Annotated in this window: 15 protein-coding genes; 10 read left to right on the forward strand and 5 right to left on the reverse strand. The window is 34.0% G+C overall.

From position 1 onward, the window contains the following. The first annotated feature begins 38 nt into the window (after positions 1-38). From AAFN75_RS07320 to AAFN75_RS07355, 8 genes are all read left to right on the forward strand, one after another. Complete coding sequence (locus tag AAFN75_RS07320; protein ID WP_411808941.1) at positions 39-395, forward strand: hypothetical protein; 357 nt, start codon at positions 39-41, stop codon at positions 393-395. A gap of 131 nt (positions 396-526) precedes the next feature. Beyond that, a complete protein-coding gene (gene pheS, locus AAFN75_RS07325; RefSeq protein WP_411808942.1) occupies positions 527-1,546 on the forward strand; it encodes a phenylalanine--tRNA ligase subunit alpha in 1,020 nt (339 codons plus the stop codon). Positions 1,547-1,719: 173 nt separating this feature from the next. Then, the gene (locus tag AAFN75_RS07330; RefSeq protein WP_411808944.1) at positions 1,720-2,223 is read left to right on the forward strand and encodes a GbsR/MarR family transcriptional regulator; all 504 of its coding nucleotides are present in this window, start codon (positions 1,720-1,722) and stop codon (positions 2,221-2,223) included. A 12-nt stretch (positions 2,224-2,235) separates the two neighbouring features. Continuing rightward, positions 2,236-3,366 (forward strand): efflux RND transporter periplasmic adaptor subunit, encoded by a 1,131-nt coding sequence (locus AAFN75_RS07335; RefSeq protein ID WP_411808945.1) that lies wholly within the window; start codon positions 2,236-2,238, stop codon positions 3,364-3,366. A 23-nt stretch (positions 3,367-3,389) separates the two neighbouring features. Beyond that, complete coding sequence (locus AAFN75_RS07340; RefSeq protein ID WP_411808946.1) at positions 3,390-6,527, forward strand: efflux RND transporter permease subunit; 3,138 nt, start codon at positions 3,390-3,392, stop codon at positions 6,525-6,527. A gap of 4 nt (positions 6,528-6,531) precedes the next feature. Further along, positions 6,532-7,950, forward strand: a complete 1,419-nt coding sequence (locus AAFN75_RS07345; RefSeq protein WP_411808947.1) for an efflux transporter outer membrane subunit — start codon at positions 6,532-6,534, stop codon at positions 7,948-7,950. Between the two features lie 11 nt (positions 7,951-7,961). Then, on the forward strand, positions 7,962-8,555 hold the full coding sequence (locus AAFN75_RS07350; RefSeq protein ID WP_411808948.1) for a TetR/AcrR family transcriptional regulator: 594 nt from the start codon (positions 7,962-7,964) through the stop codon (positions 8,553-8,555). 17 nt (positions 8,556-8,572) lie between these two features. After that, entirely contained in the window at positions 8,573-8,968 is a 396-nt protein-coding gene (locus tag AAFN75_RS07355) for a hypothetical protein (RefSeq protein WP_411808949.1), read from the forward strand. A 222-nt stretch (positions 8,969-9,190) separates the two neighbouring features. Here AAFN75_RS07355 and AAFN75_RS07360 read toward each other — a convergent pair whose 3' ends face one another. Beyond that, positions 9,191-10,192, reverse strand: coding sequence for an NAD(P)H-dependent glycerol-3-phosphate dehydrogenase (locus tag AAFN75_RS07360; RefSeq protein WP_411808950.1), 1,002 nt, complete (start codon positions 10,190-10,192; stop codon positions 9,191-9,193). A 211-nt stretch (positions 10,193-10,403) separates the two neighbouring features. Between AAFN75_RS07360 and AAFN75_RS07365 the strand changes: the two genes are divergently transcribed. Together AAFN75_RS07365 and lysM are read left to right on the forward strand one after the other, a co-directional pair. Continuing rightward, positions 10,404-11,342 (forward strand): nicotinic acid mononucleotide adenyltransferase, encoded by a 939-nt coding sequence (locus AAFN75_RS07365; protein WP_411808951.1) that lies wholly within the window; start codon positions 10,404-10,406, stop codon positions 11,340-11,342. Between the two features lie 187 nt (positions 11,343-11,529). Next, complete coding sequence (gene lysM, locus AAFN75_RS07370) at positions 11,530-12,027, forward strand: peptidoglycan-binding protein LysM (protein ID WP_411808952.1); 498 nt, start codon at positions 11,530-11,532, stop codon at positions 12,025-12,027. Between the two features lie 280 nt (positions 12,028-12,307). On the opposite strand, the gene AAFN75_RS07375 is transcribed toward lysM, so the two are convergent. The 4 genes from AAFN75_RS07375 to AAFN75_RS07390 form a co-directional block, all read right to left on the reverse strand. Then, positions 12,308-12,469, reverse strand: a complete 162-nt coding sequence (locus AAFN75_RS07375; RefSeq protein WP_411808953.1) for a hypothetical protein — start codon at positions 12,467-12,469, stop codon at positions 12,308-12,310. 237 nt (positions 12,470-12,706) lie between these two features. Beyond that, the gene (locus tag AAFN75_RS07380; protein ID WP_411808954.1) at positions 12,707-13,270 is read right to left on the reverse strand and encodes an archaeosortase/exosortase family protein; all 564 of its coding nucleotides are present in this window, start codon (positions 13,268-13,270) and stop codon (positions 12,707-12,709) included. A gap of 2 nt (positions 13,271-13,272) precedes the next feature. Beyond that, positions 13,273-13,494 (reverse strand): PID-CTERM protein-sorting domain-containing protein, encoded by a 222-nt coding sequence (locus AAFN75_RS07385; protein ID WP_411808955.1) that lies wholly within the window; start codon positions 13,492-13,494, stop codon positions 13,273-13,275. Between the two features lie 13 nt (positions 13,495-13,507). Further along, positions 13,508-17,413, reverse strand: a complete 3,906-nt coding sequence (locus tag AAFN75_RS07390) for a T9SS type A sorting domain-containing protein (RefSeq protein WP_411808956.1) — start codon at positions 17,411-17,413, stop codon at positions 13,508-13,510. Positions 17,414-17,426: the final 13 nt, after the last annotated feature.

Genomic DNA, 17,426 nt, shown 5'->3' on the forward strand with positions numbered 1-17,426 from the left:
TTAAATATTGGGATCTCATCTTAATTACAATAAGTTTAATGGCTAGAGACGAACAATTAAAAGAACGCTGGGAATTGGTAGTAAAAAAACTATCCAATCAATTTGCCGATGGCGACACGCTAGATCTTGATGCTATTATTTATTTAATAGGCGTGCAAGAACTTGGGCAATTAGATCGTGAGTTTAAAAAAGACCAAAAACTAGACCTCATGCATATTGCTATTTGCAAGTTGTTGGTACCTTATGGATATTACGAACTCGATTTTGTCGATAACGATGGTTGGCCACATTATAAAACGCTAGCAGAACTACCAAATTTAAAAGCCGGCGAGCAAAGTGTGTTAATGAAGGAAGCTGTTGTAAGCTACTTTATAGAAACAGAATATATCCATTAAAATGATGCGGGCGTTACCACAAGGGTCGGGCTTTCACTACTCGCTCTCTACGAGAAGCTCAAACAAACCGTTCAATCCCTAACGCAATTCACGTAAAAAATAGTAAATTTGCCATCATTTTGTAAAAGGTCATGATAGATAAGATAAAAGAACTCATAGCAGAAGCCGAAGCTTTTAAAGCCCAATCTAAAGAGGAAGTAGAAGCATTTCGTATTAAATATTTAGGTAAAAAAGGGTTATTAAACGACTTTTTTGCTGAGTTTAAAAATGTAGCAAACGATCAAAAAAAGGAATTTGGTCAAACCATAAACAAGCTTAAAAACACTGCCGAAGCTAAGGTTAATGCCCTTAAAGAAGAGCTAGAAAGTAAAGAAGAAGTAAAAGGTGTTTATGGCGATTTATCCCGCCCAGGCGAGCCTATTCAAATAGGAGCAAGACATCCTATTTCTATTGTAAAAAATCAAATAATCGATATTTTTTCGCGTATTGGTTTTAATGTAAGCGAAGGTCCAGAAATAGAAGACGATTGGCATAACTTTACGGCATTAAACTTGCCAGAATACCATCCAGCACGCGATATGCAGGATACGTTTTTTATTCAAACCAATCCAGATATCTTATTACGTACACACACCAGTTCGGTACAAGTACGTTATATGGAAAATAATCAACCGCCTATTCGTACAATATCTCCAGGTAGAGTATATAGAAACGAGGCCATATCAGCACGTTCACATTGTTTTTTCCACCAATTAGAAGGCTTGTATATAGATAAAGATGTAAGTTTTGCAGATTTAAAACAAACCTTACAACACTTTACAACCGAGCTTTTTGGTAAAGCTAAAATTCGTTTACGTCCGTCTTACTTTCCATTTACCGAGCCAAGTGCAGAGGTAGATGTGTATTGGGGATTAGAAACAGAAACCGATTATAAAATTACTAAAGGTACGGGCTGGTTAGAAATTGGAGGATGTGGTATGGTAGATCCAAACGTATTAAAAAACTGTGGTATAGACCCTGAGGAATATTCTGGGTTTGCCTTTGGTGTTGGTATAGATCGTATAGCCATGTTACTGCATCAAATAAGTGATATTCGTTTATTAAGCGAGAACGATGTGCGTTTCTTAGAGCAATTTAAATCAGCTTTATAAAGCAAAACGTTTTTAAAAATATATAGTAAAGCCAACTGTTAACAGTTGGCTTTTTTATTTAACAACATTTTAACTTCGCTTAGTTCGGTTTATTCCGAACCTGTTATATCTTTGTGTAGAATTTTACCGTCCATGAATAATATATTCAATACAACGGTATTAAAATAGTAAACATGAAAAAAGATATCTGCCAAAAAAAAATGAGTCTTGTTGAAAAACTAGGTGTTCATTTAGAAGGAAGGGAAAACCTAGCTCCTGTTGCTGCACGTATTTTGGCCTACATTATATTAACGGGTAAAAGAGGTGCCACTTTTGAAGACTTGGTAAGTGTACTTTGTGCTAGTAAAAGTACCATTTCAACGCATGTAAATCATTTACAAGATTTAAATAAAATTGAATATTTCACAAAAACTGGCGATCGTAAAAAGTACTTTATCATTAATAAAAATACCATTATTCAGCATGTGGATAGGATGATAAGTCATTGGGATGAAGAACGCGCTATTCATTTAGAAATCAAAGCGTATAAAGAAACCCAAAACGAAATAAAAATTGAAAATAGCGACGAGAAATTCGATTTAAGTTTTCACAATGACTATGTTAAGTTTGTAGACGAAGCAACAGCATCAGTTAAAGAATTAAGAGAAAAATTAATAAGCAACAAGTTCCATATTTAAAGTTTTACCAAAATGAAAAAGAATAAACTATATACCATACTAACACTAAGTTTTTTCTTAGTTATTGTAAGTTGTGGCAATTCAGACCAAAAACAAGGAGCAGCGGCACCTCCGCCTGCACCTTTTCCTGTGTCGCAATTAGAAACTAAAACCGTAACAGGTTATCAAGATTATCCAGCTACAATAGAAGGGATTGTAAATAGTGATGTAAGAGCAAAAACATCTGGTTATATCGAGAAAGTATTTGTAGACGAAGGTCAAAAAGTACGTAAAGGACAAGCTTTATTTAAGTTAGAAACTCAGTCTTTAAGTCAAGATGCAGGAGCTGCAAAAGCGCGTGTTAATGTGGCACAAGTTGAGGTAGATAAATTAATCCCTTTAGTAGAAAAAAACATTATTAGCCCAGTGCAATTGGAAACCGCTAAGGCAAATTTAGCACAAGCAAAAGCTAACTTAAGTGGTGTTTCTGCTAATATTGGTTATGCCACTATAAAAAGTCCAATTGATGGTTATGTTGGCGCTATAAATTTTAGAGAAGGGGCTTTAATTAGTCCAAACGATGCAACGCCTTTAACTACGGTTAGCGAAATAGACCAAGTATATGCCTTTTTTAGTTTTAACGAAGCGCAATATATTGATCATTTACAACGCTCTGAAGGTCAAAATAAAGCAGAACGTATTAAAAATTCGCCAGACTTAAGTTTAGTTCTTGCAAATGGAAAAATGTATTCTGAAAAAGGACGCATTCAAACTAGTACAGGCCAAATAAACCAAAGTACAGGAACCATTCAAATTAGAGCCGCTTTTAATAATCCTAACGAAATTTTAACCAATGGAAACAGCGGTAAAATTAGAATTCCTACCGAGTATAAAGATGCTGTAGTTGTACCACAATCTGCAACCTTCGAACAACAAGGAAATATTATGATTTACAAGTTAGTTGCAGACAATAAAGTAGCCACATCTATCTTAAAAGTAAAGGGAACCGTAGATAACTTATATGTTGTAGAATCTGGGGTAAAGGCTAACGATAAAATTGTAGTTTCAGGAGTAGGTAAACTAAGAAACGGCATGGTAATCTCACCGCAAAACACCTCTTTTGAAGACGCTATTAAACCCGTTGCAACTTTATTTAGAAATTAAATAACCACCAAACATAATTTATCATGTTAAAAACATTTATTGAAAGACCAGTGCTTTCAACAGTAATCTCTATTATCATAGTTATGCTAGGTGTTATTAGTATAACTAGCTTACCAATAGAAGAATATCCAGATATTGCGCCACCTACCATTAAGGTAACTGCAAATTATACAGGAGCAAACGCCGAAACTGTTTTAGAGAGTGTTATTATACCTATCGAAGAACAAATTAATGGTGTAGAAGGTATGACATACATAACTTCTACCGCGTCAAACACAGGTACAGCAGAAATTACAGTGTACTTCGATCAAGAAATTGATGCAGATATAGCAGCTGTAAACGTGCAAAATCGTGTATCTAGAGCAACACCGTTATTACCACAAGAGGTAATACAAACAGGGATAACTACACAAAAGCAAGAAACGAGTGCGTTGATGTTTATTTCTATGTATTCTGAAAGCGAAAATTACGATGCTACATTTATTCAGAATTACTTAAAAATTAACGTTATTCCAGCCATGCAACGTATTAGTGGTGTTGGCGATGTTAGTGTGTTTTCACAACAAGATTATGCAATGCGTATTTGGTTAAACCCAGAAAAATTAGCATCCTATAATTTAATTCCTTCAGATATTTCGGCAGTTTTAGCAGAACAAAACTTAGAAGCTGCTGCGGGATCTTTAGGTCAGAATAACGGAGAATCTTTTTCGTATACTTTAACCTATAGCGGTCGTTTTAAAGATGAAGCACAATACAGCGATATTGTAATTAAAGCTCTAGGAAACGGAGAGTTTTTGCGTTTAAAAGATGTGGCAACAATCGAGTTAGATGCACAATCTTATGCGTCTAACGCCATGAGTAAAGGGCATCCGGCAGTATTTATGGGAATCTTTCAAACCAAAGGTTCTAATGCACAAGAAATTATTGAAAACATAAAAGTAACTCTAGAGCAAGTAAAAGCAGATCTTCCAGAAGGATTAGATGTATTTGTACCTTACGATACGAGTTTGTTCTTAAACGCATCTATCGAAAAAGTAATTAGCACTTTATTAGAAGCCTTTTTATTAGTATTCTTAGTGGTATTTATCTTTTTACAAGATTTCCGTTCTACCTTAATTCCAGCAATTGCAGTGCCTGTTTCTATTATTGGTACGTTCTTTTTCTTGAATATTTTTGGGTATTCTATAAACCTATTAACTCTATTTGCGTTAGTGCTCGCCATTGGTATTGTGGTAGATGATGCCATTGTAGTTGTAGAGGCAGTGCATGCTAAATTAGATGAAGGCGAAAAGGATCCTAAAAAAGCCACACTTACAGCCATGAACGAGATTTCTGGTGCAATTATTTCTATTACTTTAGTAATGGCAGCGGTATTTATTCCGGTAACTTTTGTAACGGGTCCAACTGGAGTATTTTATGAGCAGTTTGGTGTAACGTTAATTATTGCTATTTTAATTTCGGCAGTAAACGCATTAACCTTGAGTCCTGCATTATGTGCTTTATTATTAAAAGGGCATAAGGATGATGAAGAGTTAAAAGGAAAAAGTCCGCTAAAACGTTTTTACACATTATTTAATCGTGGCTTTAACGCTACAGTAGATAGATATGGTAAATCGCTTCAGTTTTTATACAGAAGAAAATTTGTTTCTGTTTTATTATTAATCATTGCTGTTGTAGGTATATATTGGGCTGCAACAACAACACCAACAGGATTTGTACCTAATGAAGATAGAGGAATTATTTTCGCAAATATCGAATTACCTCCTGGAGCTTCACTGGATAGAACAGATGCAGTAGCAAGACAACTTTATGCTAAAGCCGAAGGAATAGAGGGTATTTCAGCAGTAAACTTTATTAAAGGTAGAAGTTTAATTAGTGGAGCTGGTAGTAACTTTGGTTTTGGTATTATTAAATTAGAAGATTGGTCAGACCGTACAAGTCCTGCACTTTCAGCACAAGCAATTACCGGAAAATTATTTGGTATAGCAGCTACCATTCCAGAGGCTAATATTATTTTCTTCTCGCCACCTAGTATTCGTGGTTTTGGTAACTCGTCTGGTTTCGAAATTAACTTATTGGATAAGTTTGGAGGCGAGTTTACAGATTTAGACAAAGCAAATAAAGAGTTCTCTATGGCTTTAATGAGTCATCCAGAAATTAAATATGCAACCTCTTCATTTAATACGAACTATCCGCAATATGAGATGGAAGTTAATGTGCCTTTAGCAAAAGAAAAAGGGGTGTCGGTTACTAGTATATTCTCTACGTTGCAAGGCTATATTGGTGGAATTTATGCTTCTGATTTCTCTAGATTTGGAAAACAGTTTAGAGTATATATTCAGGCCTTACCAGAAGATAGAGCAGACGAAAATGCTTTAAATACTATGTATGTTCGAACAGATTCTGGCGAAATGACACCAATTACGCAGTTTGTAACTTTAAAGCGTGTGTATGGACCACAATCGGTAACGCGTTTTAACTTGTTTAATTCAACTACAATTACAGGTGCAACAAACGAAGGTTTTAGTACCGGTGATGCTATTAAAGTGATTGAAGAAGAGGTAGCAAAATTACCAAGTAACTATACCGTTGCCTATTCTGGTTTAACACGTGAGGAGGTAAATGCAGGAAACCAAACAACGTTCATATTTATACTAAGTATATTGTTTGTGTATTTCTTATTAAGTGCACAATATGAAAGTTACTTATTGCCATTTGCAGTAGTATTTTCATTGCCATTTGGTGTATTTGGAGCCTATATAAGTACGAAGTTCTTAGGTTTAGAAAACAATATTTATTTCCAAATTGCTTTGATCATGCTTATCGGATTGCTAGCTAAAAACGCCATACTTATTGTAGAGTTTGCATTGGCAAGACGGAAAAATGGCGAGTCCATTGTAGATGCAGCAATTCACGGCGCAAAATCACGTTTACGTCCAATTTTAATGACCTCATTTGCTTTTATTTTAGGGTTAATGCCATTAGCATTAGCAAAAGGTGTTGGATCTGAAGGAAACAACTCTATTGGTTCTGGTGCTGCTGGTGGAATGCTTATAGGTACTCTTTTAGGAGTTTTTGTAATTCCTATCTTATTTATACTATTCCAGTGGTTACAAGAAAAAATTTCAGGGAAACCAGTAATACAAACTATTGAAGATTAGAACAATGAAATCAATTATAAAACATAGAAATTTTAGTAAAGGTGCTTTAGTATTAGTAGTTGCAGTTACGTTACAAAGTTGTTTTGTGGCTAAAGATTATGAACGACCAAACTTAGAAACTGAAACAGAAGCACTTTACCGCACAGATAATTTACCAACAGATAGTTTATCTATTGCAAATGTGTCTTGGAAAACGTTGTTTACAGACCAATACCTTCAGCAATACATAGCAGAAGGTTTGCAAAATAATATGGATGTGCGTAGGGCGATACAGCAAATTATTTCGGCCGAGGCTTATGCTAAACAAGGTAAAGCAGGGTACTTTCCAACCTTAAGTGTTGGTCCTAATTATACACATCAAGAATATTCGGCTAATAGCCAATTTGGATCCATTTTTAGTGGCGGTTTAGATACTTATGATGTGACAGCCAGTTTAGCGTGGGAAGCCGATATTTGGGGAAAAATTAGAAGTAATAAGCGCGCAACTCAAGCCGCTTATTTACAAAGTGTTGCAGGACATCAATTAGTGAAAACGCAGTTAGTTTCTAGCATTGCAAACACCTATTATAATTTGTTGGCTTTAGATGCTCAGTTAGAAATAACGAAGCAAACCATTGAAACCAGAGAAATTGGGGTCGAAACCATTAAAGCCTTAAAAGATGCTGGCCAAGTAACACAAGTGGCTGTAGATCAAAATATAGCACAATATAATAGCGCTAGAGCACTGCAAGTAGATTTAGAGGTTGCCATTTTTAAAGCTGAAAACACATTAAGTATTTTGTTAGGTAAAGCACCTCAAAATTTTGAAAGAAGCAGCTTAAATGTTCAAAAAATAGATACGGATATTACTGTTGGTGTACCTTCTACTTTATTGAGTAATAGACCAGATGTTATGGCTGCAGAGTTTGCATTAATTCAGAATTTTGAGTTAACCAATGTTGCTAATAGTAGTTTTTATCCGAGTTTAACGCTTACCGCTTCAGGAGGTTTACAAAGTTTAGAGTTGGATAATTTATTTAATACCAATTCACTTTTTGCTACAGTTGTTGGTGGGTTAACGCAACCGCTTTTTAATCAGCGTAAGCTTAAAACTCAAAAAGAAGTGGCTTTAGCAAATCAGGAAAGTGCACTTTTAAACTTTAAGAAAACATTATTGGTTGCAGGTAGCGAAGTATCTAATGCTTTATATAGCTATAACGCCGAAACTAGGAAATTTGAATTTAGAAAAAATGAAGTTGAAGCTTTACGTAAAGCCGAAGCAAACTCTGAGGAATTACTTAAAAACGGTTATGCCAATTACTTAGATTTATTAACAGCAAGACAAAGTGCTTTAAGTGCAGAGCTTAATGTTATAGGTAGTAAATTACAACAATTAGTATCTGTTGTAGATTTATATGAAGCACTTGGTGGCGGATGGAGATAAAATAAATAACTATGATTACTAAGGCAACTTTGCTAAAATGTTCTATTAAAAAGTTTACGCAATGCGGGAGCAAGCATGTAACTTTAGACGAGATAGCAAATACACTTGGCATATCAAAAAAGACAATTTATACTTTTTATAAAAACAAAGAAGCACTAGTTTCGGCGAGTATTGAAAGTTTATTAAACGAGTATAAAGAAGATATAAATGGGATTGTTAATAGCAATGGTAAAGATCCTGTTTTGTGTGTTATAATAATTTACCAGAGAGGGTTTGAGTATTTAAAATACTTTAAGCCCTCTTTTCTTTTTGGTCTAGAAAAGTATTACCCTAAAGCAAATGCTTTATTTGAAGATTTTGTTGAAGAGTTATCTAACACGATAGTTTATAAATTGCTTAAACAAGCACAAGAATCTGGAGATATTAAAGCGGAAGTTAACTTAAAACTAATAGTTAGTATTTATTTTTTACGTATTGATAAACTGGTTTTTAAGAAGAATAACTTATTCGATTTATACCCAAAAGAGGAACTTTTTAATCATTTGGTAGTTTATAATTTAAAAGGAATAATTACACCTAATTATTCTAATTCTTATTTTGAATAGTTTACTATTTTTGCACCATGAAAAAAGATATTGAAATTCCTGTTGTAAAAGACGTTTATGTTGCTGTTGTAAACGAGTATAACGATATTTATAAAACTCAAGACTGGAACGCTTATATAATTAACAATAAAGATGTTGATTTAGAAATGGTTATTATTGTTACCGATGGCTATTCTGAAACTAAAACAACATCGAAATTTAGAAAAAAAATTGATGTGCTTCCTAAAAAGAGTTATGCTAAAATAGAGCTTATACAAGAGGAGTTATTTGCTTTAAATAACCAGTTTAAAGTGTCTTTTTTTGAGGGTAACCAAATGTTTGATAAAACCTATTTGTTTAGAAAAAACACTATTAATCTTAAGACTTTACAACCTGTACCTTTAATGGATGTTACAGGAGTTTTGGTGAAATAGCATATTCCTGCTGAGGTAGGAATCTCTTAACAAATAAGCTATAGCGATAAGTTTAAGCTATGTTTTGGCAAATAAATTGCGTTAGGGATTGCAGCGGCATCCTTTTTTTGCTTCCATAAAAGGCAAAAAAAGATATAGCGTAGAGCCCGACCCTTTTCGGGTAACGCCCAAATAACTGTTATAGAATTGATAATATGAGGTACTTGCTTTCGCAGGAATTGTTTAATCCAGTTTATCCGTAAGTTTTTTAAATACTTTTTTTGGGTTTTTATTGTCGTATAAAATCTCGTAAACAGCGTTTATAATAGGAATTTGAGTTTTTTTAACGTTTTTTTCGTTAAGCGTATGGGCGCTTTTTGTAGCGTAATATCCTTCGGCAACCATGCTCATTTCCATTTGTGCAGATTTTACGGTGTAGCCTTTACCAATCATATTTCCAAACATACGGTTTCGCGAAAATACCGAATAACCGGTTACTAATAAATCGCCTAAGTAAGCCGAATTATTAATGTTACGTTTCATTTTATGGCGCTTTTTAATAAAGCGTTTCATTTCGCGTATGGCATTGCTCATTAATACACTCTGGAAGTTATCGCCATAGCCCAAACCGTGTGCTATTCCGGCTGCAATGGCATAAATGTTTTTAAGCATTACGGCGTATTCAATACCAATTATATCGTCGCTGGTTTTTGTTTTGATATAATCGCTAGATAGGTTGTTGGCAATAGCCTCGGCTTTTGCAGTATTAGAACATGAAATGGTTAGGTAGGATAAACGCTCTAAAGCTACTTCTTCGGCATGACAAGGACCTGCAATTACCGCAATATTATCGTAAGGTATTTTATAGGTTTTATGAAAATGCTCGCCTACCAACAGTCCTGTTTCGGGCATTATGCCTTTTACGGCAGATACTATGGTTTTGTTAGAAATATCGACAGTTAGTTTTTCTAATTCGCTATGGATAAAGGCCGATGGGATTACGAAAATTAAAACATCTGCATATTCGGCAATTTCATTAATATCGTTGCTAAGTTTTAATTGCTCTAAATGAAACTCTACCGAACTTAAATAATTAGGATTGTGTTGTTCTCTTAATAAATGCTCTTTAGTGTATACGCTGCGCATGTACCAACCAATTTCATTTAAGTTTTCGCTAAGCATTTTTACAATTGCTGTTGCCCAACTTCCTGCTCCAAAAACCGCATATTTTAAAGGTTTATCCATAGGTCTTATATCATTTTCTAAATCAAAAATACATAAATATTTTTCATTTTAAAGGGCTGTTGTAAAAGAATCTGGAAATGAAGGTAAAGCGCCGTAATTAAAGCATTTTTATAATGATTAAAGGCTTTTGATAGTGGTTTGAAAAGTGGGGTTTAAAATGTTTGGCACGCGTTTTGAAACTACTTAAACAGAAACCCTAAAATGTTATATTATGAAAACGATAAAATTACTTTCTAGTTTTGCTTTAATAGCAACTCTTTTTACATCTTGTTATACAGAGGTTATAGTCGATGATTTTAATGAGGTGCCACCATTAACAGCAAACCAGTTATTAAACTCTTACGAGTTGTGGTATGTAGATATTAATAGCACTGTTGGTTATGGCGAATCGCCGTTTTTACAAAAAGCGTTTACAGTATCGTTTATTAATGGCGTATTATACGCTAATAATAATATTGCCGGTTTAGGTAGCAATGGTAATGGATATGGAATTGATGTTGCTAATTACGATGCTTATAACATGATTTTAGATGTGCAACATGATATTGATGGTTTTTCAACTTTTGATGTTTACGAAGTAGATTATAATACTATTGAGTTATACAATCCAAACAATGATACCTCGTATTTTTTAGATGGTTATCAACGTAATAATTTCGATTATGATTTTGTGTTTTATGATAATATCCATTATTTTTTACAAGAATACGATGCTTGGGAAAAAACATATACTAGTGAATATGGTGCTATAAACGAGTTTGATAATGAAAATTATTTACAGTTTTTAGCCGGAGGAAATGATTCTGAATTTAGAAGCTCGCAAGACACTAACATTAATAACACAAATAACTTGTACTGGGATTACACAGGTGTTTACGGTGTAGGAGATGTAAGTGGCAATGAAACTTTAAAAACTTTAACATTAGATTATTATTACTTAGGCAATGAATATTTTGAGTTGAGCGTTATAAATGACAGCAAGATTGAGTTGTTTCATCCTGCTTCTGAAACGGTTTATGAATTTGAAGGACGAGGATATATACAGTATTTAAAATCTGATAGTAAAAAACAAAACGAAGTTAAAGAAGATAAAATGCGTAAGCATAGAAAAGATAAAGTAGCAAACCCTAGAGAAAACACAAGGGTTTAAAAAAATAAAGATAGAATAAGCATTCTTATTAGGATACGTTAATTAAAAATTTTGGTTGGTTATTTAGTTTAGAAACCGCTTAAAGCACTCTGCTTTAAGCGGTTTCTTTTTATTTTGTTAGTTTATAATGTGACTTATTAATAGTTATTGCGTCTTAATAATGTTAACCTTAAAAACAAAATAGATAATGGGATTATTTTCATTTATTAAAAACGCAGGAGCCAAAGTATTTGGAATTGGAAAAACAGAAGAGGAAGAGGCTAAAGAAGTCGCTATGGAAGCTGCTGTAAAGCAACTAAAATTAGAAGAAGCTGCCGCAAGAAAGCTTGAAGAAACAATAGTAGATTTACAATTACAAGTTGAAGGTTTAAAAGTTTTTATTGACGGCGATACAGCCACAATTTCTGGATTAGCTTACAATCAAGCAACAAGAGAAAAAGTTGTATTAGTAGTTGGAAACTCTAACGGTATTGCTACTGTAGACGACCAAATGACTGTTGAACATGAAGAACCTATAGCAAAATTTCATACGGTAGCTAGTGGAGATACCTTAGGAAAAATTGCAAAAACATATTATGGTAACGCTATGAAATACCCAGTTATTTTTGAAGCGAATAAACCAATGCTTACAGACCCAGACAAAATATATCCGGGACAAGTATTACGAATCCCAACTTTAGATTAGAACATGAGCACTTAATTAATAGCTAATTACATTATTATGTTCGAAGGCCAACTTGCAAAAGTTGGTCTTTATTTTTTATATAAAGTTGTATGTAGTAAAATTTTGATTGCCTTAGCTTTTAGTCATAATTTTAAACGTTTTTTAATTTACATAGGTATTAAAAAACTCTGTGGAATCATGAATTTCTTTTTCTAAAACATAAGAATAGCCATTTTTAGATTCCGAATTATAAGAGGTATGCAAGCTGTAAAGTCTTTTTAGAACTTTAAATTTAGCTGGCTTAAATTTCGTATTCGTTGTTGAATGAATAGGTGTTACTATCCTTTTTTAATAGGCCTACACCGATTTTATGAAACCAATCGCCTATTTCTGTTTCCTCAAATCCTAGGGCATTTTCAATACCAAACTCATTGTATAACCCTTTTTCCATAAAGGTATTCATCTTTATGCGTTATACTTTCAATAGTTGATACCAAGATGGATTTAAATTTTACTTCTGTAATTTTTCCAGTCCAGTCGAATCTTGAAAAATTATAATTTTCATTTGGAAGATCTATTTTAACTTAAAGGTATTTGTTTTTAAGTATATGTGGCAATAATACTTCGTTTTTTAGATTAATCTATTTTGATAAATTTAGTCTATTGATTTAAACTTTTTAGGCAATATTAGTTTGTTTATTCAATGTTTTGAAATTAAATTAAATTGAATGTTTCGAATGTAAAACATCCAAATAATAACGATAACAGAATAAATAGCCCATTTAAGTAAGTAACGGTGTGCAAGATCAAAATAGGTCTGATGATGTAAATTAATATAAGCCAAACCTGCACATCTAAAAATATTAAGTATATGTATTATTAAAAGTCCAGAAATTAAATATAAAATTTTACGCCAAAATTTAGAAGGAAAACAAAAAATCAATCCCATATATAGCATAAGTACAAACAGACCGTTACATCCGTCGGCTATATAAACTACCTTAATATCATTAAAATATATTTGAGGTAATTCAGTGTAATATTTTTTTGCGTATTCTCTTTTTACGCTAAAATTTGAAGACTTTGTAAAAGTATTTAAAACTTTTGTAGAATAGGTTCCAATATTTTCGGATAAGTGGTAATTAACGGCTCTTAAATCCAATGAAAAAAGAAATTTACATAAAACATAAAACAGTAAGGCTTTAATAAAAATAAGCCTTACTGTAAATGGAAAATAATTATCTAATAGTGTCTTTAGATTCACTATTATTTAATGTCTCTATATCTTTTAATCCCTAACGCTGCAGCTCCTATAACGAGTATTGCTAACCCGCCATCTAAAGGTACGCCAGAATTATCGTTATCAATAGTATTATCTAATCCTGGAGGAGGACCTTGTTGAGCGTTTACATTAGTTGTACAAACTAATGTAAAAATAACAATAAAAGAACTCAACGTCTTTAAAAAGGTGTTTCTTGTTTTTTTCATGGTTTACAATGTATTAATTAATATTTAATTTTTTAGTTATAGTGCTACCTTTCGAACTCAATTTTACAAAATACATGCCTTGGCTTAAAATAGAACTGGTATCAATGCTAGCTTTAGTGCCACCGTTAAATCCAGATTTGCTAAATAATTTAGCGCCTAAGGCGTTGTATAAGGTAACTTCTAAATCGTCCATACCTAAAGGGATATTTAAGTAAAATTTACCAATGTTTGTTGGGTTAGGATATAATTGAATCCCCTGAATATCAAAAGTTGAAGTTGATAAGGTACTTGAAGCAAATTTTAATTTAAATCGATCTGGGGCCATTGAAGCGTCATCACCAGAATTTACAGTGTATGCATAATTAACCGATCCCGTTTGAGGTATTTCAGTAGAAATTCCCGTATAAGCATCAAATAAATAGGTTGCACCGTTTTGTAAAGAGTTTGCATGTGCTACAATGGTATAATCGGTATTTCTATAAGTGTTTATTTCTAATTGAATTTCTTCATTATTAGAAGGCACAGATCTACTTTCTATACTTAGCAGTTGGCCATCATTGTTAGTTGCAAAATTCTCATCCGAGTTAATTAATTTAGGCGCATCGAAGTCATCAATTGCGTTGTTGCCTGCTGTGTCAAAAATAATTAGTAAACCATCAGTAGCTGTATTATTTGCAGCTAATGCGCTGCTTTCAAATAGAGACAAGTATAATTGTCCTGCAGTTTCTGTTTTACCCGAAGTTTTAAAAACTAGAGTTTCAGTTTCAGCAGTAGCTTTACTATCTTGAGTAAAACTTATTGATGAATTTCCAATTCCACTCTCAGTAGTATTAACCCATGCAGCTTGCCCCGCTTGCAGATATTGGTTTACATTTGAACTAGGTGATGATGCAATACCTAAAGAAGCAACTACTGCAACATAAGCACCTCTAGTTCCTAAAGTAGGATCCCAAACCCAGTAAAAGGTTGGGTTTATATTGGTTGCGTTAGTTGTTAATACGGTTTGCATATTAATAGGAGCTTGGTACGGATTGCCAAAAGCAATAAAGCGTTGTTCAGACACATTTACAGTTATAGTGGTAGCGCTTTGGTTTTCAGCAGTAAGTTCTCCTGTTGCACGTAATGTAGTTACCGTTGGTGTTGGCTCATTTAGTGTTAAATCGATAGTTCTGTCACCTCTTATTAAGGTATGGTACATGTTGCCAGAAATTAAATTTGTAGCGTTTGTATTAGGCATAGCCATATAACTATATGCTTCATTATCAAAAAGGAACATAGAAGGATTACCTGTATTTGTGGCATCAAAACCATCAGTATTGCCTGCCGGTCCTGTTATATGAGTCCCTAATTGCCAGTTTTCTGAGATTGGTGAACTCGTATTAACTGGAGACGCTAATTGGCGATAGGCTCTTTTTGCAGGAATATAACGTTCAATAGTAGCATCACCAACAAAAGTACCAGAACCGGCACCAATATATGCCGACCCAGTGGCATCAGATTCAAACGTTAGTGTTCCATTATTAGTAACAATACCATCATTACTAACCGTTGTATTAGGATTTACAATTAAAGAGGCACCATTTTCAATAGTTATATTAGAACAGTCACTTATATATAAATCTTGTCCCGAAGTTAAAACAGGATAGTTTGTTAGTCCTGTTGGGATGGTTATAGAACCAGAGACCGATAAACTAGGAGCATTACTATTTTCCCAGTTATCAGCAATAGTCCAATCTGAATTGGTATTACCTTCCCAAGCAAAACTATTGATATAGCAAGCACAAGATGCGTCAAAAATTTGACTTACACCAATTTCTTGACCAGCAGCTCCAGCTATAACAGGAACTCCATTTGAATCAACATCTCCTATTAGCATACCATCAATTGTTTGACTTATATCAAAACCACCATTCCCTTCAAGAGCATCTGGACATCCATCGTTATCAGAATCCAAGTCAAATTGGTTATCTATTTCATCAAAATCGGCATCACAATTGCCTGCGGCAGAGCCAACAGAGAAACCTATAATGGCTGCAGCTAAGGCATCTTCATTATCAGCAGGGTCAAAAGTTGGTCCTGGTGAAACATTTCTAAAAATGCCTTCATCACCAGTAAAAATAATAGTTCCATTACCTAATTCTCTAAGAATTATGGTTGGTAAATTAGTACTCACATCTCGAGCAATTACAATATCTGTTGCCAGTACGCCAGATACAAATCCAGAATAAGTTCCTGCAGCAATTACTATCTTATTTCGAAGGTCGACACCAAGACCGTTGTTACCGTTTATAAGGGGATGATCTATATTTTGAATTTGCCAGCTTGTAGACACATTGAGATTTGGTCCTGCAATAAGACCAAAATGGGAAGAAACAGGATCATAACTATCAAAATCATTTGTTGACATTAATACACCGCCATCACGAACAAATTGTTCTATACCGGCAAGCTCACCCGCTGAATAAAGAGGATCTGAAGTAAAACCATCAAACAATAATGTACCTCCTTCCAGATAGGCTGCGTTAACAATATCTGTTTGCGAACCAATAGTCACAGGAACTTGAATTACAGTACCTCCAGGGCCAAAATTAGCGCTGTTGTTTAATTTTGAGTTGAAATTTAAAAAAGTAGTACTATTTATGGTATAAGAATTGGTTTTACCAGGCAAAACATTGACAATTTCCAAATTTGATGTTTCTTCGCATTCTTCGGTATCTAATATACCATCGTTGTCATCATCTAAATCACAAATATCACCATAGCCATCATTATCAAAATCAGCTTGGTCAGGATTGGCTGTGTCTGGGCAGTTATCTTCATAGTCTGCAACACCATCTCCATCGGTATCTACTATCTCTACAACATCCGTTACATGAGCTGTTATATTTTGAAACGCCTGTTCTCCTTCTGAATCTGTAATTAAAACTCTAATATTATAACCATTATTTCCGCCAAAATCTTGAGGGTTTTCAAAATCTGGAGCAACTTTAAACGAAACTACGCCTGTGTTAGAAACTATTTCAAAAAAGTTACGGTCAATACCGTCTGTACTTGATATTGAATACGTTAAAGCAACACCTGCTGCGTCGTCCTCTAAGTCGGTTGCATCTACATCATAAACAAAGGTTTGGTTTTCTTCAATGGATACAGTAACATTATTTTCTGCTACTGTAGGTGGTGTGTTAGCGGCTAAATTAACATTTGTAAAAGCCACTACAGAAAGTGGTTGATTTGGCATGCTATGTATCCAATTAGATACGTCTTCAATATCTGCGCGTGCAGCACCATCTCTTAAACTGGCAGGGTCAAATTTGTATTCAACTCTATCTAATCCTGAAAAATTGTCTCCATCGTCAGGAAAACCATCAATAACTATCGCGTTTGGAAAGTCTGATGTTGGATTTTCTGGGGCAGGTATAGTTCCTCCATTTTGAGTAGGTGGTACGCCTGAACCTGTATACAGTACCGAGTAAACTTCGGTAACACCATTAACAGCATTTTCATCGTTATCTGAATAGGCGTATAGCCCATCACCATTTGTTGAAATGCTAAAATTACCATTCCCTGTTGCTGTTGAAACTATGGCCGAACCACAATTACCGGATGAACAAGTTGTTGAAAGGGTATTAGAACTAACTTCATCAACAAATACAACAACACCCATGCCTAGTCCACCAGATCCTACGGTGTATTTCACAACGGCTTCTCCCGAAGGGAAACCATTGAAGGTAAAAGCATTGCTTCCAGAATTATATGCGTTGTCGGTAAAATATATAATTTCACCTGCGGGAATGTTTTCGGATGCAGTAAATGAGAAACCATCGGTAGATGTATGATTCATTCCTACAAGGGTTACTTTTTGCGAAAAGCATAATGTCGCTACTAATAGAGCAATAATAAATAACGTATTTTTTTTCATAATTTAAATCGAT

The sequence above is a fragment of the Algibacter sp. AS12 genome (assembly GCF_046736315.1).
GTDB lineage: Bacteria > Bacteroidota > Bacteroidia > Flavobacteriales > Flavobacteriaceae > Algibacter_B > Algibacter_B amylolyticus.